General features: G+C 66.6%; 22 protein-coding genes. 8 read left to right on the plus strand and 14 right to left on the minus strand.

The genetic code is table 11. From position 1 onward, the window contains the following. Nucleotides 1-55: 55 nt before the first annotated feature. Nucleotides 56-763, minus strand: coding sequence for a GntR family transcriptional regulator (locus AC5WJ1_RS13380; protein WP_133092171.1), 708 nt, complete (start codon nt 761-763; stop codon nt 56-58). Nucleotides 764-1568: 805 nt separating this feature from the next. Between AC5WJ1_RS13380 and AC5WJ1_RS13385 the strand changes: the two genes are divergently transcribed. Together AC5WJ1_RS13385 and AC5WJ1_RS13390 are read left to right on the plus strand one after the other, a co-directional pair. Continuing rightward, nucleotides 1569-2657, plus strand: a complete 1089-nt coding sequence (locus AC5WJ1_RS13385; protein WP_135705839.1) for a YjgN family protein — start codon at nt 1569-1571, stop codon at nt 2655-2657. Nucleotides 2658-2683: 26 nt separating this feature from the next. Next, nucleotides 2684-3727 (plus strand): M48 family metallopeptidase, encoded by a 1044-nt coding sequence (locus tag AC5WJ1_RS13390; protein ID WP_195427235.1) that lies wholly within the window; start codon nt 2684-2686, stop codon nt 3725-3727. 19 nt (nt 3728-3746) lie between these two features. Here AC5WJ1_RS13390 and lgt read toward each other — a convergent pair whose 3' ends face one another. Together lgt and AC5WJ1_RS13400 are read right to left on the minus strand one after the other, a co-directional pair. After that, the gene (lgt, locus tag AC5WJ1_RS13395) at nt 3747-4565 is read right to left on the minus strand and encodes a prolipoprotein diacylglyceryl transferase (RefSeq protein ID WP_135705842.1); all 819 of its coding nucleotides are present in this window, start codon (nt 4563-4565) and stop codon (nt 3747-3749) included. 41 nt (nt 4566-4606) lie between these two features. After that, nucleotides 4607-5470: a LysR family transcriptional regulator gene (locus AC5WJ1_RS13400; RefSeq protein ID WP_494476161.1), complete on the minus strand. Its 864-nt coding sequence runs from the start codon at nt 5468-5470 to the stop codon at nt 4607-4609. Between the two features lie 150 nt (nt 5471-5620). Between AC5WJ1_RS13400 and ilvD the strand changes: the two genes are divergently transcribed. After that, nucleotides 5621-7294: a dihydroxy-acid dehydratase gene (gene ilvD / locus AC5WJ1_RS13405; protein WP_195427233.1), complete on the plus strand. Its 1674-nt coding sequence runs from the start codon at nt 5621-5623 to the stop codon at nt 7292-7294. A 46-nt stretch (nt 7295-7340) separates the two neighbouring features. Here ilvD and AC5WJ1_RS13410 read toward each other — a convergent pair whose 3' ends face one another. From AC5WJ1_RS13410 to AC5WJ1_RS13425, 4 genes are all read right to left on the minus strand, one after another. Continuing rightward, nucleotides 7341-8657, minus strand: a complete 1317-nt coding sequence (locus AC5WJ1_RS13410) for an IS4 family transposase (RefSeq protein WP_494476162.1) — start codon at nt 8655-8657, stop codon at nt 7341-7343. Between the two features lie 158 nt (nt 8658-8815). Next, the gene (locus AC5WJ1_RS13415) at nt 8816-9304 is read right to left on the minus strand and encodes a hypothetical protein (RefSeq protein ID WP_135705846.1); all 489 of its coding nucleotides are present in this window, start codon (nt 9302-9304) and stop codon (nt 8816-8818) included. Next, nucleotides 9301-9735: a DNA polymerase III subunit chi gene (locus AC5WJ1_RS13420; RefSeq protein ID WP_135705848.1), complete on the minus strand. Its 435-nt coding sequence runs from the start codon at nt 9733-9735 to the stop codon at nt 9301-9303. Before AC5WJ1_RS13420 ends, AC5WJ1_RS13415 begins: the two co-directional genes overlap by 4 nt. 43 nt (nt 9736-9778) lie before the next feature. Then, nucleotides 9779-11317 carry a leucyl aminopeptidase gene (locus tag AC5WJ1_RS13425; RefSeq protein WP_133092179.1) on the minus strand — a complete coding sequence of 513 codons (1539 nt, stop codon included), beginning with the start codon at nt 11315-11317 and terminating at the stop codon, nt 9779-9781. Nucleotides 11318-11504: 187 nt separating this feature from the next. Between AC5WJ1_RS13425 and lptF the strand changes: the two genes are divergently transcribed. The 3 genes from lptF to AC5WJ1_RS13440 are packed head-to-tail and all read left to right on the plus strand — an operon-like array spanning nt 11505 to nt 14205. Beyond that, nucleotides 11505-12632, plus strand: coding sequence for an LPS export ABC transporter permease LptF (gene lptF / locus AC5WJ1_RS13430; RefSeq protein WP_133092180.1), 1128 nt, complete (start codon nt 11505-11507; stop codon nt 12630-12632). Beyond that, entirely contained in the window at nt 12629-13798 is a 1170-nt protein-coding gene (lptG, locus tag AC5WJ1_RS13435; protein ID WP_133092181.1) for an LPS export ABC transporter permease LptG, read from the plus strand. The genes lptF and lptG overlap by 4 nt, the downstream gene beginning before the upstream one ends. 8 nt (nt 13799-13806) lie before the next feature. Further along, complete coding sequence (locus tag AC5WJ1_RS13440; RefSeq protein WP_133092182.1) at nt 13807-14205, plus strand: sirohydrochlorin chelatase; 399 nt, start codon at nt 13807-13809, stop codon at nt 14203-14205. An 85-nt stretch (nt 14206-14290) separates the two neighbouring features. Here AC5WJ1_RS13440 and cobA read toward each other — a convergent pair whose 3' ends face one another. From cobA to AC5WJ1_RS13475, 7 genes are read right to left on the minus strand one after another with little or no spacing between them, the layout of a single operon-like run. Next, nucleotides 14291-15091: a uroporphyrinogen-III C-methyltransferase gene (gene cobA, locus AC5WJ1_RS13445; RefSeq protein ID WP_133092183.1), complete on the minus strand. Its 801-nt coding sequence runs from the start codon at nt 15089-15091 to the stop codon at nt 14291-14293. 39 nt (nt 15092-15130) lie between these two features. Beyond that, nucleotides 15131-16435, minus strand: coding sequence for a sulfate adenylyltransferase subunit 1 (locus tag AC5WJ1_RS13450; protein ID WP_195431901.1), 1305 nt, complete (start codon nt 16433-16435; stop codon nt 15131-15133). Nucleotides 16436-16456: 21 nt separating this feature from the next. Next, on the minus strand, nt 16457-17422 hold the full coding sequence (gene cysD / locus AC5WJ1_RS13455; protein WP_133092185.1) for a sulfate adenylyltransferase subunit CysD: 966 nt from the start codon (nt 17420-17422) through the stop codon (nt 16457-16459). Nucleotides 17423-17435: 13 nt separating this feature from the next. Continuing rightward, the gene (locus AC5WJ1_RS13460) at nt 17436-18239 is read right to left on the minus strand and encodes a phosphoadenylyl-sulfate reductase (protein WP_133092186.1); all 804 of its coding nucleotides are present in this window, start codon (nt 18237-18239) and stop codon (nt 17436-17438) included. Continuing rightward, the gene (locus AC5WJ1_RS13465) at nt 18236-18832 is read right to left on the minus strand and encodes a DUF934 domain-containing protein (protein WP_133092187.1); all 597 of its coding nucleotides are present in this window, start codon (nt 18830-18832) and stop codon (nt 18236-18238) included. The genes AC5WJ1_RS13460 and AC5WJ1_RS13465 overlap by 4 nt, the downstream gene beginning before the upstream one ends. An 18-nt stretch (nt 18833-18850) precedes the next feature. Continuing rightward, nucleotides 18851-20533: a nitrite/sulfite reductase gene (locus tag AC5WJ1_RS13470; RefSeq protein ID WP_133092188.1), complete on the minus strand. Its 1683-nt coding sequence runs from the start codon at nt 20531-20533 to the stop codon at nt 18851-18853. Between the two features lie 28 nt (nt 20534-20561). Continuing rightward, entirely contained in the window at nt 20562-21335 is a 774-nt protein-coding gene (locus AC5WJ1_RS13475; protein ID WP_133092189.1) for a sulfite exporter TauE/SafE family protein, read from the minus strand. 165 nt (nt 21336-21500) lie between these two features. Here AC5WJ1_RS13475 and AC5WJ1_RS13480 point away from each other — a divergent pair, with 165 nt between their 5' ends. Beyond that, nucleotides 21501-22442 (plus strand): CysB family HTH-type transcriptional regulator, encoded by a 942-nt coding sequence (locus AC5WJ1_RS13480; RefSeq protein ID WP_135705854.1) that lies wholly within the window; start codon nt 21501-21503, stop codon nt 22440-22442. Nucleotides 22443-22553: 111 nt separating this feature from the next. After that, entirely contained in the window at nt 22554-23717 is a 1164-nt protein-coding gene (locus AC5WJ1_RS13485; RefSeq protein WP_195431902.1) for a methyltransferase, read from the plus strand. Nucleotides 23718-23755 lie beyond the last annotated feature (38 nt).

Consider the following 23755-nt stretch of genomic DNA (forward strand, 5'->3'; position numbering starts at 1 on the left):
GATCGGAACGTAAAGGACTTGCCATGCTGCGGCGTAAAGCGTGGGGCGCGGGCCGCTAGTCGTCGCCGCCGGCCACGCGCAGTGGCGGCGGCGCCCGGGTCGGCTGGGCCGCGCCGGCGGCATGGTCGAGCGCCTGCAGGGCCGCGCGCTGGCGCAGCAGATGGGTCTTCATCATCGCCTCGGCGCCTTCAGGGTCGCGCGCCTTGAGCGCGGCGAACACCGACAGATGCTCGGCGCAGGACTCGTGGATGCGGCCGGGCAACTTCAGGCTCTTGTGGCGCGACAACCGCAGCACCTTGCGCAGGTCGCTGATCAGCCCCGACAGCCAGCGGTTGCCGGCCAGGCGCTGGATCGCCTCATGGATCTGCGCGTTGGTTTCGTAATAGGCATCGATATCGCCAGCCTGCGCATAGCGGGCCAGGTCGGCGTGCAGGCCGTCCAGCGCGTCCAGGTCGGCCCGCGTGGCGTTGCGCGCGGCCTCGTAGGCGCAGCGGCCTTCGAGCAGCGCCATCAGCGGGAAGATCTCGTCCAGGTCCTGCTCGGACAATTTATTGACAAAGCAGCCGCGGCGCGGCTCGAGCCGGACCAGCCCTTCGGCAGCCAGCACCTTCAGCGCTTCGCGCAGCGGCGTGCGCGAGATGCCGAGCGACTCGGCCATCGCGCTTTCATCGATCCAGGCGCCGGGGGTCAGCGTATGGGCATCGATCATTGCGCGCAGCCGGTCTGCGACTTCGAGGTACAGCGCCTGCTGGACGATGCGCATTGCCACCCCCGGTTGAGGAATCCGTGGCCGGAACCATGCGTCCCGGTTGCCATAATTCATAATTATGGATTAGGGCGGCAACGATACAAGCGGTTTCGATGTTGCACTGCAGAATACGGGATCAATACGGAATCAGGCGTCGGAGAAAGCGTGCGAGGAAGCGCGCGAGAAAGCGCGTGAATGGCGCCGGCGTGGCGAGAAGGAGGTGCGGCGGGCGTTTCCATGCCTCCCTGCAAAGAAACGCCCGCGCCTGAAAGGACTACTGAACTGCTTGCATCGCCTGCGAATAGGTTCGTATCCGCTGCGTGGGTCATCATTCAAACCTGGCGCTGGCCCGGCGCCCCCCTCGAAACGCGCTTGCGCGCGGATTTTCCCGTTGCCCTGTTCTGTGGCGTGAAGCATCCGCCCCCAGTGGTCCGTGTGGACCCTCCCTGAACGCTTCCGTGGCGACTGTGGCTTGCCGCTCATCTTGTAACAGCATCGTTAGCGATTACCGTGCCAGTGGATCTAAGTCCTTGAATTTATTGATGGCACGCATCCGAAACTTGTTACAGATTACAATCAGTGTAACAGGATGTTTCTCGATTGTTACGAGGGTTTTCCCATGGCGCCAACCAGGCAAACCCGACTGTCGGCAATTGCATATGCAAAATGTGCCGCGGTCTTAATTTATCGATGCGAGAATGTGCCGCGCGCATCGCAATGGCCTGATTTCAAATGGTTGCATATCTGATACAAGCGCGCAGGGTCTTTTGCCGCGTTCCATTGGCCAATCCGCATTTCCATTTTCCCGGGAGCTTCCCTCATGCACGCCGGCAGCAGCGATTTCACGTTCTCTTCGTCCGCGGCCTTTGACACGGAGCCGGCGTCACCGCAACCTCTGCGCCTGTCTTTCACCGGGTCCGGATCGGAATATTTCCGTATCTGGATTGTTAATGTACTGCTGACCATCGTCACCTTCGGCATCTATTCCGCATGGGCCAAGGTGCGCACGCTGCAGTACTTCTATCGCAATACCCGGCTCGACGGGGCCAGCTTCGATTACCACGGCAAGCCCTCGGCGATCCTGAAGGGCCGCGCCATCGTGTTCGGCCTCGCCCTTGCGTTCCAGCTGGCCTCGAACGTATCGCCCTTCCTCGCGCTGGCGATGCTGGTGGCGCTGCTGGCGGTGTTCCCGCTGCTGCTGGTGCGCTCGCTGCGCTTCCGCATGGCCAATTCCAGCTACCGCGGCCTGCGCTTTGCCTTTACCGGCGGGGATGCCGAGGCCTACAAGGTATTCGTGCTGTGGCCGCTGGCGGCGGTGTTCACGCTGGGGCTGCTCGGGCCGCTGGCGCACCAGCGTTTCAAGCAGTACCAGCACCGCAACACGCGCTTCGGCACGGCGCCATTCGGCTTTGCCGCCGGCGCCGGCGAGTTCTACGGCGTCTACCTGCGGGCGTTCGGCGTGGTGCTGGCAACGGCTGTCGCCGGCATCGTGCTCAGCTTTGTCCTGGGCGCGGTGGTGGCACCGGGGACCAAGGGCCTCGCCGCCGCGGCGATCCTCGGCTTCGCGATTGCCGGTTTCTACCTGGGCCTGCTGGCGGTCAGCCCCTACCTGATGGCGCGCCTGCAGAACGTCGTATGGAGCCACACCACGCTCGCCCAGCACGCGTTCCGCTGCCAGGTCGGCGCGGGCCGCATGATCTTTATCTTCGTCACCAACCTGATCGCCATCGCGCTCACGCTGGGCCTGTACCTGCCTTTCGCGCGGGTGCGCGCTACGCGTTACCGGGTCGAAAGCGTGACCATGCTGGCCGCCGGCCCGCTCGACAGCTTTGTCGCCGGCGAGGTGCAGCAGGTCGGTGCGCTCGGCGATGCAGCAGTAGACTGGTACGACATCGACATCGCGCTCTGACTGCAGCGCCCGGTAGCGTCAGCACCATGATCCCAGTCACCTTCTTCGATGGCCGCACCTCGCGTGCGCATCCGGCAACCCTGGCCGTGGAAGCGCAGCAGGCGGTGCTGCGCGACGACAGCGGCGCCGAACTGCGCCGCGCGGCGCTGTCCGATGTGCGCGTATCCGAACGCGTACGGCGCGCGCCGCGGCTGGTCACGTTCGCCGACGGCGCCTTCTGCGAAATCAACGACCACGCCGCCTTCGACCACATGCTGGCCGCCACCGGCCATCGCGAAGGGCTGGTGTCTCGCGCGCAGAACAGCTGGCGCCTGGCGGGGATGGCGGTGGCGGCGCTGGTGGCGGTGCTGGTGCTGGGCTACTACGTGCTGCTGCCGTGGGGCGCGGGCGTGATGGCGCGCACGGTGCCGGCGGAAGTGGAGGCCCATCTGGGCAGGCTGACGCTGGCGAGCCTGGACAACGGCGTGGTCAAGCCGACGCAGCTGCCGCAGGCCGAGCAGGAACGCATCCGCCAGGGCTTTGCCGCGCTCAGGCGGCCGCCCGACGCGGGGCACGACTACCAGATCCTGTTCCGCCAGGGCGGTGAAATCGGCGCCAATGCCCTGGCGCTGCCCGGCGGCACCATCGTAGTCACCGACGAACTGGTCGGCCTGGCCGGCACCGGCGCCGGAATGATGGGGGTGCTGGCGCACGAAGCCGGCCACGTGGCGCGCCGCCACGGCCTGCAGCAGGTCATCCAGGCCTCGGCGCTGGGTGCGCTGTCGGCCTACCTGTTCGGCGATATCTCGACCGTACTGGCGGGCGTGCCGGCCGCCATGCTGACGCTGCGCTACTCGCGCGACCACGAGCGCGAGGCCGACGACTTTGCCATCGAGGTCATGCAGCGCAATGGCCTGCCGCCCGCGGCGCTAGCCGATGTGCTGGTCAAGCTGGAACATCGTGCGGGCGCCGGCGCGCCATCGTCGGCATCGTCGGCACCGGAGACCGCACCGGAGCGCGGCCAGGACTTCCTGTCGACGCACCCGCATACGCAGGCGCGCATCGACGCACTGCGCCGCGCCGGAAAGTAACCGCCCGCGGCGCCTTGGCTCAGGCCGCCGGCTGCGGCGCGCCCGCGCCCGGCTGGCGCCGGTAGGCCCAGATCACCATCGCGATGCCGGCCAGGATCATCGGCAGGCTCAGCCACTGCCCCATCGACATCTTCAGCGCCAGCAGGCCCAGGAAGCTGTCCGGCTCGCGCGCGAATTCGGCGGCAAAGCGGAACGCGCCATAGCCGATCAGGAACACGCCCGAGACCGCGCCCATCGGCCGCGGCTTGCGCGCGAACAGCCACAGGATGATGAACAGCGCCACGCCTTCGCCGGCGAACTGGTACAGCTGCGACGGATGGCGCGGGATGTTGTCGCCCGCCTGCGGGAAGATCATGCCCCAGGGCAGGTCGGTCGCGCGGCCCCACAGCTCGCCGTTGATGAAATTGCCGATGCGGCCGGCGGCCAGCCCGCACGGGATCATCGGTGCGATGAAGTCGGTCACCTCCATCCAGTGGCGGCGGCGCAGCCTGCCGAACAGCCACATGGCCACGATCACGCCGAGAAAGCCGCCGTGGAAGGCCATGCCGCCCTCCCACACCTTGAAGATTTCCATCGGGTGCGACAGGTAGTACGTCGGCTTGTAGAACAGCACATAGCCCAGCCGCCCGCCCAGGATCACGCCCAGCACGCCGAAGAACAGCATGTCGTCGAGGTCGCGCGTGGTCCAGCCCTTGGCCGCCATGTGCGGCTGGCGGATGCGCAGGCGGCCGAACCACAGGAACATGATGAACCCGGCCAGGTACATCAGCCCGTACCAGCGGATGGCAAGCGGGCCCAGGTGGATGGCAACCGGGTCGAACTGGGGATGGATCAGCATGTTGGCGTGAATGAAGTTATCGGTATGGGCCGGCCGCGCGCTCAGCGCGGCGCCGCGGCGGCTAAGGTGGCCTCGGTGGCCAGTGCGCCGGCAATCTCGATGAACGACCGCAGCACCGGCGCGACGCCGGTGCGCCGGAGGTTGCACAGCGATGCCGGCACCAGCGCCACGCCCATGCCAGCCGACACCAGGCTGACAATGGTCTGCATCTGGATGGCTTCCTGCGCGATCGCCGGCACCAGGCCCTCGCGCGCATAGTAGCCCGTAATGATGTCATAAAACGCCGGCGCGCTTCGGCGCGGGAAGATGATCAGCGGTTCGGATGCTGCCTCGCGCAGCGATACCTTGCCGTCCTGCGCGAGCCCGCCTGCCGGCCGCCAGCCGTCGGCGACTGCCAGCACCAGCGGTTCGCTGACCAGCGGCAGGTAGGCCAGTCCGGGCGGCATCGCAGGCAGCTGTGGCCGGATCACCAGGCCCGCGTCGATCGCGCCTTCCAGCAGCGCTTCGAGCTGGACGTCGCTGGTGGCCTCGCGCAACTGCAGTTGCACCTCCGGATGACGCGCCCGGAACCGCCGCAGCAGGTCAGGCAGGATGCCATAGTCGGCGGTGCTGACGAAGGCCAGCGACAGCGAACCCAGCTCGCCCCGCGCCAGCCGCTGCGCCAGCCCGGGCAGGGCCGCGGCATCGGCCAACACCCGCCGCACCTCGGGCAGCCACTGCGCGCCGGCCGGTGTCAGCGCCACGGAGCGCCGCGTGCGCACGAACAGCGGCACGCCAAGTTCCTCCTCCAGCGCCTGGATCTGCTGCGACAGCGGCGGCTGTGTCATCGATAGCCGTTGCGCGGCCCGGCCGAAATGCAGCTCTTCCGCCACGGTGACGAAGTAACGCAGCTGACGCAGGTCCAAGACGCCTCCTGATATTTTTTTCGACTCAATAGAGGGAAAATAATATATTTGACACTCCAAAATGCAAGGGGCATGCTTTCCGGCACAACATCGGCTGCCCGCGTGACAGCGCACAACTCCGCGGCGCCGGACATCCCCCGGAGACCCACCATGGCATTCAACAAACGCTCGCAGAACATCACCCAAGGCGTGGCGCGTTCCCCCAACCGCTCGATGTACTACGCCCTCGGCTACAAGAAGGAAGACTTCGACAAGCCGATGGTGGGCATCGCCAACGGTCACTCGACGATCACGCCGTGCAATGCCGGCCTGCAGCGCCTGGCCGACGCGGCGATCGACGCGGTCAAGGCGTCCGGCGCCAACCCGCAGGTGTTCGGCACGCCGACCATCTCGGACGGCATGTCGATGGGCACCGAGGGGATGAAGTACTCCCTGATCTCGCGCGAGGTCATCGCCGACTGCATCGAGACCGCGGCGCAGGGCCAGTGGATGGACGGCGTGGTCGTGATCGGCGGCTGCGACAAGAACATGCCCGGCGGCATGATCGCGCTGGCACGCACCAACGTGCCGGGCATCTATGTCTATGGCGGCACCATCAAGCCGGGCAACTGGAAGGGCAAGGACCTGACCATCGTGTCGTCGTTCGAAGCCGTAGGCGAATTCACCGCCGGCCGCATGAGCCAGGAAGACTTCGAGGGCGTCGAACAGCACGCCTGCCCGTCTACCGGCTCGTGCGGCGGCATGTACACCGCAAACACGATGAGTTCGTCGTTCGAGGCGCTGGGCATGTCGCTGCTGTACTCGTCGACCATGGCCAACCCGGACCAGGAGAAGGTCGACAGCGCGGCGGAATCTGCGCGCGTGCTGGTAGAGGCGATCAAGAAGGACATCAAGCCGCGTGACATCATCACGCGCCAGTCGATCGAGAATGCCGTGGCGCTGATCATGGCCACCGGCGGCTCGACCAACGCGGTGCTGCACTACCTCGCCATCGCGCATTCGGCGGAAGTCGAATGGACCATCGAGGACTTCGAGCGCATCCGCCGCAAGGTGCCGGTGATCTGCAACCTGAAGCCTTCGGGGCAATACGTGGCCACCGACCTGCACAAGGCGGGCGGCATCCCGCAGGTCATGAAGATCCTGCTCAAGGCCGGCCTGCTGCATGGCGACTGCCTGACCATTACCGGCCGCACGCTGGCCGAAGAACTCGAACACGTGCCAGACACCCCGCGTGCCGACCAGGATGTGATCCTGCCGATCGAAAAAGCGCTCTACAAGGAAGGCCACCTTGCCATCCTGAAGGGCAACCTGGCCGAGGAAGGCGCCGTCGCCAAGATCACCGGGCTCAAGAACCCGGTCATCACCGGCCCGGCGCGCGTGTTCGAGGACGAGCAGAGCGCGATGGAAGCCATCCTGGCCGACAAGATCAACGCCGGCGACGTGCTGGTGCTGCGCTACCTCGGCCCCAAGGGCGGCCCGGGCATGCCGGAAATGCTGGCGCCGACCTCGGCCATCATCGGCAAGGGACTGGGCGAGTCGGTCGGGTTTATCACCGATGGCCGCTTTTCGGGTGGTACCTGGGGCATGGTGGTCGGCCACGTCGCGCCTGAGGCGGCGGTGGGCGGCACGATCGCGCTGGTGCAGGAAGGGGACTCGATCACCATCGACGCGCACAAGCTGCTGCTGCAGCTGAACGTGCCGGAGGAAGAGCTGGCGAAGCGGCGTGCCGACTGGAAGGCGCCGGGGCCGCGCTATACGCGTGGGGTGCTGGCGAAGTTTTCGAAGCTGGCGTCGACGGCCAGCAAGGGTGCAGTGACGGATTGAGGCGCACTTGCCGGATGAGAAAACCCCGCCGAGGCGGTAATGCCGTTCAGTTAAGGTCCTTTCTGAGGAACCGGACGGTGTAGCGCTTAGGCAGGGCTTTGACTTCACGGGGGCACTTACGCCCCCGTCGCTTTTGGACGATCGCCAACTGAAGTTTGGCGCGCATGCGCTGCAGGTGGGCCGGCAGCTTGCCTGGGGCCATGCCGGCTGCCCAGATCAACTCGCCCTGTATCAGGCGCAAGGCCAGCACAAAGCTCAAGTCGGTGGGCTCGGCGCGGGCCTCGAGCGCAGCCTTGGCCATCTCCAGACGCACCAGGTTGTACGCAATCAGTGCCCCCCAGATTTCCTGATGCACGCCCTCAGGCTGGCGGCTGCGCAAGGTCAGTTCGGCCCCGAGCATCGTCTGCTTCAGTTCTCGATAGCTGGTTTCGATTTCCCAACGGCGCTTGTAGCACCCAATGATGTCGGCTGCCTTGAAGCGCCGACGGTCTGTCAACGAGGTCAACAGGACGCGGTCTGAGTCCTCGTCCCGGATCGCGCGAGCTGTCCAAGTCTCTGGCAAGGCAGGATTCTTGCGGCGAGCCTGAGGCGAGACCTTCATCTGGACGATGCCATCGCCCTCGTTGCCTGAGAGCAACTCCCACTGCAGATTCTTCTTAGCGGGGATCAGGAAGTGGCGCTCGCTGCCGCCCATGCGCAAGCCCCACAGGATCTCTGCGGCCAGAAAGCCCTTGTCAAAGATCGTCAACGAATGATCCGGGATCCGCTCAATGAGCTCCTTGGCATAGAGCATCTCGTTGCGCCCGTAACAGCCAAAGGCGATATCGGCAACAAGATGGGTGGGAACAGCCGTGACCGAGACCCCGCGGACTTGTGGATAGCTGGCGACCTTGCCGCTGGCGTAGCTCTGCGCGCCAAAGTGGAGGCGATTCTCAGGGCTATCGGCAGTGCGGAAGGTGGTCCCATCCATGGCGTAAAGCGCCAAGCCCTTCCATTTGTAGTGCGCAGCATCCTGAGCCACCCACGCCCGTGCGGTCTGCTCGAACAGCCACAACAGAGGCTTGTCTCCAAGCCGCTCGCGGGCTTGGGCGATCCCGCTCTTGCTGACACAGGCGTTGGCATCGTTGGGCAGTGCCAGGTCCAGCGTCTCCAGCACATCGGGAATCGATTGGTGCCGATAGAGCGCCAGCGCGATGACCAGCCAGACCACCTGCTCTGCTGGCAGTCGGCGCCGGCGAACGGACGCTGTCCCCGAGGCTGCCAGCGCTTGCTCAATCCAAGCCATCGGCAGGTGCTCGCTGAGCCGGGCAAAACTGGCCGGCTCACTAAGCTCAAGGGTGGCGTGGACTTGTTCCGATAGCATCGGAACGGCAAGTTAACAGCTCGACACCTTGTTTACAACCCCTGCAAAGAAAAATGCCGTTCAGACTTAACTGAACGGCATTACCGCAATCCCGCGGGCTTTTTTGTTGGCTGAGGCGTCTTGCATGCCGGCCGCGCCAAGGGGGGCGACGGCTCGCTTCAATCCCCGCCCGGCGTCCGCTCGATCTCCTCCAGCGTGGCGTCCAGCCACTCCACCAGCCGGGCCTCCAGCGACTGCGTCAGCTCGCTGGCGAGCTGCGCCGTCAGCGGCGCCAGCCGCGCCTGCAGCGTGGCTTCGGTATGGGCCTCGACCACCTGCGGCCACTCGGTGCGAAAGCGCAGCATCACGCGCGACAGCAGCTCGCTGCGCATGGCGCGCAGGTCGTCCTCGCCGGGATCGGTCGCCCCTGCCGGGGCTTGCGGCGCCGCTGCTTCGGCCTGCGGCTCCGCGCTATCGCCAGTATCGCCCACATGCATGACCATGCCGGATTCGGCCATGCCGAAGGTATCGATGACGCCCTCCTGCGTAGCGGCCTGCGGCTGCGCCGCCGATTCCGCATCCGGCAGTTCGACCACCTCCGTCAGCAGCGGAATGCTGTCGTTGGGCCCCGGCCGCGGAATCACCCGCGATGTGGTGCGTTCGCTCATGCTGCGTCTCCCTTGGGCTGGCCGATATCGTGATGAGTCAGCGGATAGCCGCGTTCGCGGTAGAAGCGGTAGCGCTGGCGGCCGGCTTCGCGGGCGGCGTCGCCGGACCCCACCACTTCAATCAGGCGTTCGAAACTGGCGAATTGCGCCGGCGGCTGGTCGGACACGTTGATCAGCAGCTGGTGGTGCGGCACGCCTTCGGTGGTGGCGGCCAGCAGGATCGGCGTGACCGCCGCATTGGGGTGTTCAAGCCCGCAATGCGGCAGGAAATCCAGCGCCGAAAAGGTCCACAGGCGCGCATCCAGGTCCGCCAGCTGCGCCGGCGTGCCGTGGATCACTACCTTCTGGCCGGCGCCGTAGGCCTTGCGGACCAGCCGGCAGACATAGCCGAGCAGGTCCGGCACGTTGCTGTGGAAGTCGATGCGCGTCATGGGCGTTTGCTGCTTGCGTTGCCGGGGTGGCTGACTGCTGCCGTCAGGCCGCGCGGTCCATCAGGAACTGCGTCAGCAGCGGCACCGGGCGGCCAGTGGCGCCCTTGGCCGCACCGCTCTTCCAGGCGGTGCCGGCGATGTCCAGGTGGGCCCAGTCGTACTTCTCGGTAAAGCGCGACAGGAAGCAGGCCGCGGTCACGCTGCCCGCCGGGCGCCCGCCGATATTGGCCATGTCGGCGAAGTTGGACTTGAGCTGGTCCTGGTACTCGTCATCGAGCGGCATGCGCCAGGCGGTATCCATGGCATGGCGGCCGGCCTGCAGCAGCTGGTCGGCCAGCATGTCGGAGCGCGAGTACAGGCCGCTGTTCTGGTGGCCCAGCGCGATGATGCAGGCGCCGGTCAGCGTGGCCACGTCGATCACCGCGGCCGGCTTGAAGCGCTCGACGTAGGTCAGCGCGTCGCAGAGGATCAGGCGGCCCTCGGCGTCGGTGTTCAGGATCTCGATGGTCTGGCCCGACATGCTGGTGACGACATCGCCCGGCTTGGTGGCGACGCCGCTGGGCATGTTCTCGCAGGTCGGCACCACGGCCACGACGTTGAGCTTCAGGCCCATCTCGGCCACGGCCTGGATGGTGCCCAGCACCGAGGCGGCGCCGCACATGTCGTACTTCATCTCGTCCATGCCCTCGCCCGGCTTGAGCGAGATGCCGCCGGTGTCGAAGGTGATGCCCTTGCCCACCAGCACCACCGGCGCCTGCTTGGCACCGGCGCCGTCATAGCGCAGCACGATGAACTGCGGCGGCTCCTCGCTGCCCTTGGTCACGGCCAGGAAGGCGCCCATGTTGAGCGCCTCGATCTGCTTGCGGCCCAGCACTTCGGCCTTGAGCTTGTGGCGCTTGGCGATGCTGCGCGCGGCATTGGCCAGGTAGGTCGGGGTGCAGATATTGGACGGCAGGTTGCCCAGGTCACGCGTCACTTCCATGCCGTTGGCGATGGCGGTGCCGCGCACAGCGGCCTGGGTGGCGGCGCGGGCGTCGCTGCTGTCGACCGCGATCACGACCTTGCGCAGCGACGACTTGTCGGCGCCGTTGGGCTTGCCGTTGGCATTGGCGCGCTTCAGGCCGGGGTGGCGCTCGAGCAACCGGTAGCCGGCGTCGCGCACCAGCGTGATGGTGCTGATGATGGCCCACGAAACGTCGCGCTGCTGCGGCGCCTGCTGCGCCAGGCACCACAGCGCGGTGGTGGCGCGCGTGGACGACAAGGCACGCACCGCGGTGCGCACGGCGTCGGCAAAGGCCTTGTCCGAGAACTCGGCTTCCTTGCCCAGGCCCACCAGCAGCACGCGCGCGGCGCCGACGCCGGCCACTTCGTGCAGCATCAGGTGGGTGCCGCGCTTGCCTTCGAAGTCGCCCTGCTTGACCAGCCGCGCCACCAAGCCCTTGGTGGCCGTATCCAGCGCCTTGGCCACGCCGGCCAGGTTCTGGCCCTCGAACAGGCCGACCACGAGGCAGTCGGTCTTGGTCGCCAGGAAACCATTTTGGCCGGCTTTGCTCAAATCAAGGGCTTTTGTGCTAAATTCCATCGCGCTTCCTTCCAGGGGCTCGTTAGACACGAAAGCCTCCATTATCCGCGATTTTTACCCCGCGACCTGCCGCCGCTGATACGCCCCGGCCACGCTGACAGCCAGTTGTGCTGCCAGCCCGCTGTTCTGCCAGGCACCTCGCACGGCACATCGCCCGCTCCGGCCGGCAGCCCGGAACCGAACCCGCATGATCCTTCAACAAGCCCTGCGACGCGAGCTCGCCTACACCGCCGGGGCGGTGTTCCTGGTGATGCTGACCTTCATGCTCACGTCGCTCGTGATCCGCATCCTGGGATTGGCCGCCAACGGCAAGGCCAGTCCCAACGACGTGCTGATGCTGATCGGCCTGGCCACCATCGGCTACCTGTCCATCCTGCTGTCGGCCACCCTGTTTATCTCGACCCTGATCGTGCTCACGCGCTGGTACAAGGATTCGGAGATGGTGGTGTGGTTCTCGGCCGGCATCTCGCTGCGCGACCTGGTCAAGCCGGTGCTGCAGTTCGCCGCGCCGTTCATCGTGCTGGCGCTGCTGCTGGGCATGTTCGCGTGGCCGTGGGCCAACCAGCAGAGCGCGCTGTTCCGCGACCGCTTCGAGCAGCGCGGGGTGATGTCGATGATCGCCGCCGGCCGCTTCATCGAGCCGGCCAAGGCCAACTACGTGCTGTTCATCGAGGGCATGGACCCCGGCATGAAGTTCGCGCGCAATGTCTTCGTCGCCAATGCCGAGGCCGACAAGATCGGCGTGGCGCTGGCGCACCAGGGCAAGTTCGAGACCATGCCCAATGGCGACCGCCTGGTTGTGATGGAGAACGGCCGCCGCTATTCCGGCACGCCCGGCCAGATCGACTACCGCATCGTCGAGTTCGAACGCTACGCGGTCAAGGTGGACAGCAAGCCGCCCGAGTCCGAGGCCAAGTTGCCGCCCAAGAGCCGCGACACCATCGAGCTGATCCGCAACCCCACGCGCGAGAACCTGGGCGAGCTGATCTGGCGTATCTCGCTGCCGATCCTGGCGTTTAACTTCGTGATGATCGCGATCCCCCTGGCCTATGTGAACCCGCGCCTGGGCCGCTATACCCCGCTGGTGTTCGCGGTGCTGATCTACCTGACCTACAGCAACCTGGTCAACCTGACGCAGTCCTGGGTGCGCAACGGCTCGGTGCCGTTCTGGCTGGCCTGGTGGCCGATCCACCTGACGGTGTTCCTGGGGGCGCTGATGCTGTTCCGCTACCGGCAGAACCGCAGCCTGGGCGGCTGGCGCGCCGTGTTCGGCCTGAAACGGCGCAATGCCGCCACCAGCGGGAGCCAGGCATGAGGATCCTGCGCGTCTATGAACGCTACTTCGGGCGGCTGGTCTATAGCGTGTTCGCCTTCATCCTGTTCGCGGTGCTGTCGCTGTTCGTGTTCTTCGACATGCTCAACGAGCTGGAGAACGTCAACGCCCAGTACACCTCGCTGGTGGCGCTGTTCCACGTGCTGCTGCAGGCCCCTACCCGGGTCTACGAGGTGCTGCCGATCGCGGTGCTGATCAGTGCGATCTACGTGTTCTCGCAGCTGGCCAGCCAGTCCGAGTTCACCATCTTCCGTGTCGCCGGCCTGAATACGCGGCAGGCGCTGTTCTCGCTGTTCAAGCTGGCGGTGCCGCTGGCGATCGTGACCTTTCTCTTCGGCGAGTTCATCGGCCCGCGCGCGGAGCAGTATGCGCAGAAGCTCAAGCTCGAGGCGATCGGCGCGACGGTATCGGCGGGCTTCCGTTCCGGCGTCTGGGTCAAGGACCGCGACCAGGATCCGGCCGGCGGCGGCGAGATCACCCGCTTCGTCAACGTGGCGGGGCTGCGCCCGGACCAGACCATCACCGGCATCACCATCTACGAATTCGACCCGCAATACCGCCTGCGCGTGATCCGCGTGGCCAACGAAGGCCGCTACCAGGGCGGCCAGGCGTGGGAACTGCAAGGGGTCAGCGAGACGCGCTTTACCGAGCTGATGCCGCAGGCCGATCCGGCCAAGCCCGCGCCGCCGCGTGATGCACTGGCGCCGGATTTCCGCGCCGAGCAGCTCAAATTCCCGCGCGTGGCGATGCACTCGGAGCTGACACCGCAGATCCTGTCGGTGCTGCTGGTGACGCCGGAGCGGATGTCGACGCTGGACCTGTTCCGCTATATCCGCCACCTGCGCGACAACAAGCAGGACACGCAGCGCTACGAGATCGCGTTCTGGAAAAAGGTGATCTACCCGCTGACGCTGTTCGTGATGGTGGCGCTGGCCCTGCCCTTTGCCTACCTGCACGCGCGTGCCGGGGCGGTGGGCGTGAAGGTGTTCGGCGGCATCATGCTGGGGCTGTCGTTCCACCTGTCGAATACGCTGTTCTCGCACGTCGGCCTGCTGCATACCTGGCCGCCGATCATCTCCGCGCTGGTGCCAGGCACGCTTTACCTGACGGTGGCGCTGCTGGCGCTGCGCTGGGTCGACCGGCACTGAGGACGGCCATGGCAGCTTCCGGTCGTGCCCTGGTCCTGTTCGCACACGGCGCGCGCGATGCGCGCTGGCGCGAGCCGTTCGAGCGGCTGCAGCAGAAGCTGGTTGCCGCCCTGCCCGGCTGCGAAGTGCGGCTGTCGTTCCTGGAACTGATGTCGCCCCTGCTGCCGGATACGCTGGCGGAACTTGCCGCGGGCGGCGTGGCCGAGGTCACCGTGGTGCCGGTGTTCTTTGGCCAGGGCGGCCATATCCGGCGCGACCTGCCTGCCCTTCTCGACCAGTGCCGGCAGGCCCATCCTGGCCTGCAGCTTCACTGCGCGGCCGCGGTCGGCGAGTCCGATGCGGTGCTGGATGCGATCGCGGCTTACTGCATGGCGTCGCTGCCGGGCGCGGATCGCGCACAGCCCTGAGCGGCACCTTGCCTCGAAACAATGAAAAAAGCCCCGTGCCGGCATACCGGCACGGGGCTTTGTCATTCTGGCGTGCGCTTGTGGCTCAGGCAGCGCGCGGCGTGCGCACTTCAGTCACGCCCACGTCCTCCCGCGGCGCCTCCGTCGCGCGCGCGGCCAGCGCGGCGCCGATCATCAGCAAGCTGGGTTGCACCGGGTCAATCCATGCCGCCGCTTCCCCGGCCGCCATCTGGCCGAGCGTGAACTCGCGGCTGCGCTGGCGCGGCGTGGTGGCGGCTTCCACCACCCATGCCGGCGTCGATGCGGGCTTGCCGTGCGCGATCAGTTGCGCGGCGATCGAGGCGGCCTGGTCGCGGCCCATGTAGTAGACCAGCGTGTCGGCCCTGACCGCGGCTTCGATATCGGGCGAACCCTCGCCGTCCGCCGCCTTGGCCTGCGTGGCAAACGCCACGCTGCGCGACACGCCGCGCCTGGTCAGCGGCTTGCCGATGGCCGACGCGGCCGCCAGCGCCGCGGTGATGCCGGGCACCACCTCATATTCGATGCCGGCCGCTTCCAGCGCCTGCAGTTCCTCGTCGGCGCGGCCGAACAGCATCGGGTCGCCGCCCTTCAGGCGCACCACGCGCTCGTACTTGCCGGCCAGGTCGACGATCTGCCGGTTGATGAACAGCTGCGCGGTGGAGCGCTGGCCGCAGCGCTTGCCGACTTCGACCAGTTCCGCCTGCGGACACCAGGCCAGCATCTCCGGTGACACCAGTGCATCGTGCAGCACCACCTGGGCTTCGCCCAAAAGCCGTGCACCACGCACCGTAATGAGGTCTGCCGCACCGGGGCCTGCCCCGATGAGGTACACCTTGCCGTAAGTCTTCCGTGCCTGCTTGCCCATCTCCAGCCCCTCGTCCGCCGTGTTCCTGTTGATTACCGATCAGGAGAACGCACGGATCATGCCTGCGGCCACCGTGTGGTTGGTCGCCTCGTCGATCAGCACGAAGGCGCCCGTTGCCGGATTATCGCCGTAGGCATCGCACACGATCGGCTTCTGCAGCGAGATCTGCACCGAACCGATATCGTTCAGGCGGATGTCGTGGCGGCCGGTCTCGTGCGACAGCGTGTGCACGTCCAGCACGCGGTCCACCGCCGACACGCGCGCGAACACGCTGGCCGTGGTGTGCTTGAGCACGTACTTGCGCGACGGGTTCAGCGACTCGTCGTCGAACCAGCACAGGTCGGCCTGCAGCTTCTTGGCCGACGCCGCGGTCGCGTCGGCGGCAACGAACATGTCACCGCGTGATACATCGACGTCCTCGGCCAGGCGCACGGTGACGGTGTCGCCGACGTTGGCCGATTCAGCGGCGCCATTCGGTGTCAGCACTTCGGCCACCACCGCTTCGCGGTTGGCGGGCAGCACGCGCAGCCTCTGGCCGACGCGCACGGTGCCGGCTTCCACGCGGCCGGCATAGCCGCGGAAATCGTCCGATTGCGAACCGTCCTGGCGGATCACCAGCTGCACCGGGAAGCGCAGCGCGGCGTCATCCTCGGGCGCGGCTTCTTCCACCGGCAGCTCTTCCAGCAGCGGCAGCAGCGGCTCGCCCTGGTACCACGGCATGGCGTCGCTCTCGTGCACGATGTTGTCGCCGCGCAGCGCGGAGACCGGCACATAGCGCACGTCCTTCAGGCCCAGTTGCTCGGCCAGTTCGGTATAGGCGGTGCGGATCTCGTTGAAGCGCTGCTCGCTGTAATCAACCAGGTCCATCTTGTTGACGGCGACGATCACGTGCTGGATTTCCAGCAGCTTCAGGATCGCCGAGTGGCGCTTGGTCTGCGCCAGCAGTTCGGCGCGGCCGTCATTGACGGTGACGCGCGTGGCATCGACCAGCACGATGGCCGCATGCGCGGTGGAGGCGCCGGTGACCATGTTGCGGGTGTACTGCTCGTGGCCCGGCGTATCCGCGATGATGAACTTGCGGCGCGCGGTCGAGAAGTAGCGGTAGGCCACGTCGATGGTGATGCCCTGCTCGCGCTCGGCTTCCAGGCCGTCGGTCAGCAGCGAGAAGTCGATCTGCTCGCCCGCGGTGCGCTTGTTCTTGGCGTTGGCCAGCGCGGTCAGCTGGTCGGACAGCACAGCCTTGCTGTCGTACAGCAGGCGGCCGATCAGCGTGCTCTTGCCGTCGTCGACGGAGCCGGCGGTGATGAAGCGCAGCAGGCCTTGATGAGTTGCTTGGTGAGTCATGTCTGAATCCTTTGCTGCGGCTTAGAAGTAGCCTTCCTTCTTGCGGCGCTCCATCGAGGCTTCGCTCGTCTGGTCGTCCATGCGGGTGGCGCCGCGCTCGGTGATCTCGGTCACCGCGGTCTCGGCGATGATCGCTTCCGGCGAATCGGCAACGCTGGCCACCGGGCAGGTGCAGCTGATGTCGCCGACGGTGCGGAAGCGCACCGACAGCACTTCGCTGACGTCGCCGTCCTGCTTGGGCGTGATCGGCGTGACCGGCACCAGCAGGCCGTTCTTGCGCACCACTTCGCGCTGGTGCGCGTAGTAGATCGGCGGCAGCGCCAGGTTTTCGCGGGCGATGTACTGCCACACGTCCAGCTCGGTCCAGTTCGAGATCGGGAACACGCGCATCTGCTCGCCCTGCGCCATGCGGGCGTTGTACAGGCTCCACAGCTCGGGGCGCTGGGCCTTCGGGTCCCACTGGCCGAACTCGTCGCGGAACGAGAAGATGCGTTCCTTGGCGCGGGCCTTCTCTTCGTCGCGGCGGGCGCCGCCCATCAGCGCGTCGAACTTGTGCGCCTCGATGGTTTCCAGCAGCGTCACGGCCTGCGCCGCGTTGCGCGAATCGGTTTCCTTGCGCAGGCGCACGGTGCCACGCTTGATCGAGTCTTCCACATGGCCCACCACCAGGCGCGCACCCAGTTCGGCCACGCGCTGGTCGCGGAACTCGATCACTTCCGGGTAGTTGTGGCCGGTGTCGATATGCACCAGCGGGAACGGCAGCTCGATCTTGCGGTCGCCCAGGCGGAAGGCCTTCAGCGCCAGGTGCAGCATCACGATCGAGTCCTTGCCGCCGGAGAACAGCAGCGCCGGGTTGCGGCACTCGGCCACCACCTCGCGGATGATGTAGATCGATTCCGCTTCGAGGCGGTCGAGATGGTCGTTCTGTACCTGCAACAGGTGCGCCACACTGGAGGTGGCTTCTGCGATGTCGTTCATGATGCCCATTTTTGTACCGGCCTCAATGCTTGATGTTCTGTTCGTGGAGCCCGCACTCTTTCGAGTCCTTGCTCTCCCACCACCAGCGTCCCGCGCGCACATCCTCGCCCGCGCGTACCGCACGCGTACAGGGTTCGCAGCCGATGCTGGGATAGCCCTTGGCGTGCAGGTCGTTGACCGGCACGTCGTGGCGCTTCAGGTAGGCCCACACCTCGGCCTCGCTCCAGTCCGCCAGCGGATTGAACTTGGGGATGCCGCGGGCGTCGTCCATTTCCTCGAACGGCAGCTCGGCGCGCGTCACGGCCTGCTCGCGGCGCTGGCCGGTCAGCCAGGCGTCGGCGTGCGACAGCGCGCGGTTGAGCGGCTCGACCTTGCGGATGCCGCAGCATTCCTTGCGCAGGTCGATGCTGTCGTAGAAGGCGTTCAGGCCGTGCTTCTTCAGGTAGTTCTCGACCGCCTCGGCGTCCGGCGTGTATTGCTCGATGCTGTAGCCGTAGTGCGACTGCACCTTGTCGAGCACCGCCAGCGTCTCGGCGTGCAGGCGCCCGGTCTGCAGCGTGAAGACGCGGATGCCGGCTCGCACGGCGGGGGTGCCGCGCAGGATGGCATCGGTCAGCACCATGTCTTCGGCAGCCAGGCTGGAGGCAAAGCGCGCGCGGTAGAAACGCGCGGCGATGCCGGCCAGGCGCTCGCCCAGCTCGCGCTCCTTCTGTTCCAGCGCTTCGATGCTGCCGGTGTATTCCGGCGCCACCCACAGCGCGGGCGGCCGCAGTCCCGACACCGCACTGGCATCGACCACCGCGATATCGCTCAGCACCGTGCTCATGCCGTCGCCTTCGGCTGCACGGCGCCGCCTTCGGTGCGGGCACGGCGGAACAGCGGCAGCGGCTCGTCGACCGAAGCCTGGTAGGTCACGGTGAACTCGGTGAAGCCCTTGATGGCGTCGTCGATGTTCTTGTCGGCGCGGACCGCGAAGGCATCGAAGCCGCAGCGCTTCATGAAGTTGAGCTGGTCGCGCAGCACGTCGCCGACGGCGCGCAGCTGGCCTTCCCACTTGTAGCGGGTGCGCAGCAGGTAGGCCGTGGAGAAGCCGCGGCCGTCGCGGAACACCGGGAAGTCCACCGCTACCAGCGACACGCGGTCGAAGTACGCGGCGGCATCGCCCGGCTCGTCTTCCGGCGCCAGCCACACGCCGGTGCGGGCCGCGTCGCGGCCGGCCAGCAGCGCTTCATTGGCCTTCCACACCGACAGCGGGAACAGCACGGCGTCCTGGCTTTGCACTGCGGCGGCGATGCGCTCTTCGGTCAGCGGTTGCTCTTCAGTGGCGCGTAGCACGGTCCAGTTGTCTTCGACGATCACCGGGGTGACGTTCGCACTGCCCGTTGCATCCTGGCGTTGCAGTTGAATGATCTTTGCCATGTTCAGTCTCTCCGGTCCTCAGGCTTCGGCGCGCTCGCGCGGCTGCTTGTCGGCATAGACGCGCTCCTTGAACGGGGCGATGCCGATGCGGGACAGGGTTTCGATAAAGCGTTCGTCTTCGATGCGGTTGGCCACGAAGGTGTCGATGATGCGGGTCACGACCTCGGGCATTTCCTCGGCGCTGAACGACGGGCCGATCACCTTGCCCAGCGCGGTCTGGTTGCCCTGCGCGCCGCCCAGCGTGACTTGGTACCACTCCGAACCATCCTTGTCGACGCCCAGCACGCCGATATTGCCGACGTGGTGGTGGCCGCAGGCGTTGATGCAGCCCGAGATGTTCAGCGAGATCTCGCCCAGGTCGTAGACGTAGTCGAGGTCATCGAAACGGTCCTGGATCGCCTGCGCGATGGGGATCGACTTGGCGTTGGCCAGCGAGCAGAAGTCGCCGCCCGGGCAGGCAATGATGTCGGTCAGCAGGCCGATGTTCGGCGTGGCCAGGCCAGCCTTCTTCGCCAGTTGCCACAGTGCGTACAGGTCCTGCTTCTTCACGTCCGGCAGCACCAGGTTCTGCTCGTGCGCCACGCGCAGCTCGCCGAAGCCGAACTGGTCGGCGAAGTCCGCCACGGCTTCCATCTGCGCGTCGGTGGCATCTCCCGGGGGCGAGGCCAGGCCCGGCTTGGTCGACAGCGTCACCGCGGCGTAGCCCGGCACCTTGTGGCCGTGCACGCTGCGGCTGACCCAGCGCGCGAACGCCTTGTCTTCCAGCAGGTGGTTTTCGTACGAGGCGTCGGTGTCGGCCAGCTTTTCATACGCGGGCGGCGTGAAGTACTGGGCCACGCGGTCGAACTCGACCTGCGTCAGCGTGGCGGGGCCGTCCTTGCTGTGCTGCCATTCTTCCTCGACTTCCTGCGCGAACTTCTCCACGCCGATGGCCTTCACCAGGATCTTGATGCGGGCCTTGTACTTGTTGTCGCGGCGGCCATAGCGGTTGTACACGCGGATGGCCGACTCGACGTAGGTCAGCATGTGCTGCCACGGCAGGTCTTCCTTGATCACCGAGCCCAGGATCGGGGTGCGGCCCAGGCCGCCACCGGCCAGGATGCGCAGGCGCGTTTCGCCGTCGGCATTCTTGTAGGCGTAGATGCCGATGTCATGCATCTGCACCACGGCGCGGTCATCCTTCGAGGCCGAGATCGCGATCTTGAACTTGCGCGGCAGGAAGGCGAATTCCGGCTGGAACGTGCTCCACTGGCGCAGCAGTTCGGCCAGCACGCGCGGGTCCACCGACTCGTCCGGCGCAACGCCGGCGAAGTGGTCGGTAGTGATGTTGCGCACGCAGTTGCCCGAGGTCTGGATGCCGTGCATCTCGACGCTGGCCAGCTCGGCCAGCACGTCGGGCACGCGCTCCAGCTCCATCCAGTTGTACTGGATGTTCTGGCGGGTGGAGAAGTGGCCATAGCCGCGGTCGTATTCGCGCGCGATGTGAGCCAGCTTGCGCAGCTGCGTCGACGACAGCAGGCCGTACGGGATCGCCACGCGCAGCATGTAGGCATGGCGCTGCATGTACAGGCCGTTCTGCAGGCGCAGCGGCAGGAATTCTTCCTCGGTCAGCTCGTCCGACAGGCGGCGGCGCACCTGGTCACGGAACTGGGCGACGCGCTCGTTGACGATGCGCTGGTCGTATTGGTCGTACTGATACATGGCGGGGTCCGTTCAGTATTCGTTGAATTCAGGAAACGAGCTTGATGGCGACCAGCGTCAGCGTGGTCGCCAGGGCGGCACGCACCAGCCGTTCGGGCAGCGCCCGCGACAGTTGCGCGCCCAGCCAGATGCCGGGGATCGAACCCACCAGCAGCGCCAGCAGCAAATTCCAGTTGACGGTGCCGAGCCACACGTGGCCCAGCCCGGCCAGCGCCGTCAGCGGGACGGCGTAGGCGATATCAGTGCCGGCGACTTCGGCCGGCTTCATATGGGGATACAGCAGCAGGATCAGCGTGGCGCCAACCGCGCCGGCGCCGATCGACGACACCGTCACAAGCACGCCGATGACCGCGCCGACCACGATGGTGGCGATGACCTGGGTGCGGCCGTGCAGCTGGAAGCGCGGGTTGCGCTCGAGCCAGGCCAGCATCTGCTTGCGGAACAGCAGCGACAATACGGTCAGCAGCACCGACACGCCGATGGTCACGCGGATCGCGTGCAGCCACTGGGCGTTGAGCTCGCCGGCGCTCTTGAGCACCAGGATCGCCACGACCGCCGCCGGCAGGCTGCCGATGCACAGGCGCCGCACTACCTGCCACTGCACATGGCCGTGGGCACGGTGCGCGATAGTGCCGAAACCCTTGGTGATGGCCGCGAAGGCCAGGTCGGTGCCGACAGCGGTCGCCGGCGAAAAGCCGAACAGCAGCGTCAGCAGCGGCGTCATCAACGAGCCCCCACCCACGCCGGTCAGACCGACGAGGACGCCTACAAACAGACCGGAAACGGTATAGGCCAGCGACATGAGGGACTCGGTGGGCCCTGGCCCGTGAGGCTCGCATCACAATCCGGGGGCTGCGAGCGGACGCACTGAGGGCAGGACGTTCATTAACAAAGTTCGAGAATCGTAATAAACTGGCCTCATACCTCAAACTAATAAGAAGTTGTTTGTTTATACGACCCGAGTTATATGAACCTGCACCAGTTTCGCTTCGTGCGCGAGGCCGTCCGGCAGAACTACAACCTGACCGAAGCCGCTAAAGCGCTCTATACGTCACAACCCGGCGTGTCCAAGGCCATCATCGAGCTGGAAGAAGAGCTGGGTGTCGATATCTTCACGCGCCATGGCAAGCGCATCCGCAGCCTGACCGAGCCCGGGCGGCGGATCCTGACCTCGGTCGAGAAGATCCTGCAGGAGGTCGAGAGCCTGAAGCGGGTCGGCATGGACTATGCTGCGCAGGACCAGGGCAACTTCACCATTGCCACCACCCATACCCAGGCGCGCTACGCGCTGCCGCGGGTGATCGGCGAGTTCACCAAGCGCTACCCCAAGGTGCGGCTGTCGATCCAGCAGGGCAACCCGGCGCAGATCGCCGACATGCTGCTGCATGACCAGGCCGATATCGGGATCGCCACGGAAGGCATCACCGACGACAAGAACCTGGTGTCGCTGCCGGGTTACCAGTGGACACATATGGTGATTACGCCACCCGATCATCCGCTGCTGGACAAGAAGCACCTGGCGCTGGAAGACCTGATGGGCTACCCGCTGATCACCTACGATCCCAACTTTGCCGGCCGGCCCAAGATCGACAAGGCCTTCGAGCTGCGCCACCTGAAGCCGGACATCGTGCTCGAGGCGATCGACGCCGACGTGATCAAGACCTACGTGGAGATCGGCCTGGGCGTGGGCATCGTCGCCGGCGTGGCCTATGATGCCGAGCGCGACCGAAACCTGCGCGGGATTTCGGCCGGGCACCTGTTCGGCAGCAATGTGACGCACCTGGCGGTCAAGCAGGGGGCCTACCTGCGCAGCTTTGTCTACACCTTTATCGAGCTGTTCTCGCCGACGCTGAACCGCAAGCTGGTCGAACAGGCCATGTCGGGCGAGCACGAAGCCTACGAACTCTGAGCGCGGCAGCCCGCCGCCTCTCTCTATATAAGAAGCAGAACCCAATATGCATTCCCAATCCGTCACGCCGCGCCGGCCGGAGGCGCTGTGAGCAAACCCATGAGCGAACCCATGAGCGAAGCCACCAGCGAACTGCCCCGCATCCACTGGACCGAGGACGGCACCGAGCGCAGCGCCGCCTGGCGCTCCGAGGCCGGCAACCCGCCGCCGCGCCGCGTGGTGGTCGCCGACGACACCACCAGCGCCGACACCGCCTACCGGCTAGCCTGCGAGGGCACTGCCCTGCTGTGGCGCGGCGACTTCCAGAACGCGCGCCAGCTGCTCAACGCCATGGCGCGGCGCACCGAGCGCAAGCCCAAGAAGGCCAGCCGGCCAGGCCAGAAGGCCAAGGGCGCGCCCGGCTCCGCCACCGAGGCGTTCCACCTGCACCGGCTGGCGCAGTCGCAGCGCGCCCGCACGCTGGGCATGCTGCTGCTGCCGTTCGAGGCCGACCACAGCGTGCCGCTGCGCCGCGCGCCCGATGTCCGCGAAGCTTGCGAGCAGGTCTACGGTCCGGCGGGCGAGCCCTATGTGGCGTCGCTGCGAGAGCTGCTGGGCATGATCGGCGCCTATGAATGGCGCAGGAAAGGCGTGGAAATCCCGGCGCTGGAAGACCGCATCCATCCCTGGTACGGCGTGTTCTCGCCGGTGCGAGGCGAGTATGTCGACCTGGTCGCCGCCGAGCCGCTGCCGTCGAAAACGCTGGCCTTCGACATCGGCACCGGCACCGGCGTGCTGGCCGCGGTGCTGGCCCGGCGCGGCGTGCAGCGCGTCGTCGCCACCGACCAGGACCCGCGTGCGCTGGCCTGCGCACGCGAGAACATCGGCCAGCTCGGCTATGCCGGCGCCGTCGAGATCGTGCAGGCCGACCTGTTCCCGGAAGGCCGTGCGCCGCTGGTGGTGTGCAACCCGCCGTGGGTGCCGGCCCGGCCCAGCTCGCCGGTCGAGCGCGCCGTCTACGATCCGGACAGCGCCATGCTGCACGGCTTCCTCGATGGGCTGGCCGCCCACCTGGAACCCGGCGGCGAAGGCTGGCTCTTGCTATCCGACCTGGCGGAGCACCTGGGCCTGCGCCCGCGCGAGCAGCTCGAAGGCTGGATCGAGGCCGCCGGGCTGAAGGTGCTGGGCCGCTCCGATATCCACCCGCGTCATCCGCGCGCCGCGGACCCCAGCGATCCGCTGCATGCGGCGCGCTCGGCCGAGGTGACTTCGCTGTGGCGCCTGGGCGTGCGCTGACGCGCGTGCCCTTGCAGGCGGAGTTCGGCTATCCTTCC

The organism is Cupriavidus sp. MEYA8, from assembly GCF_059278825.1.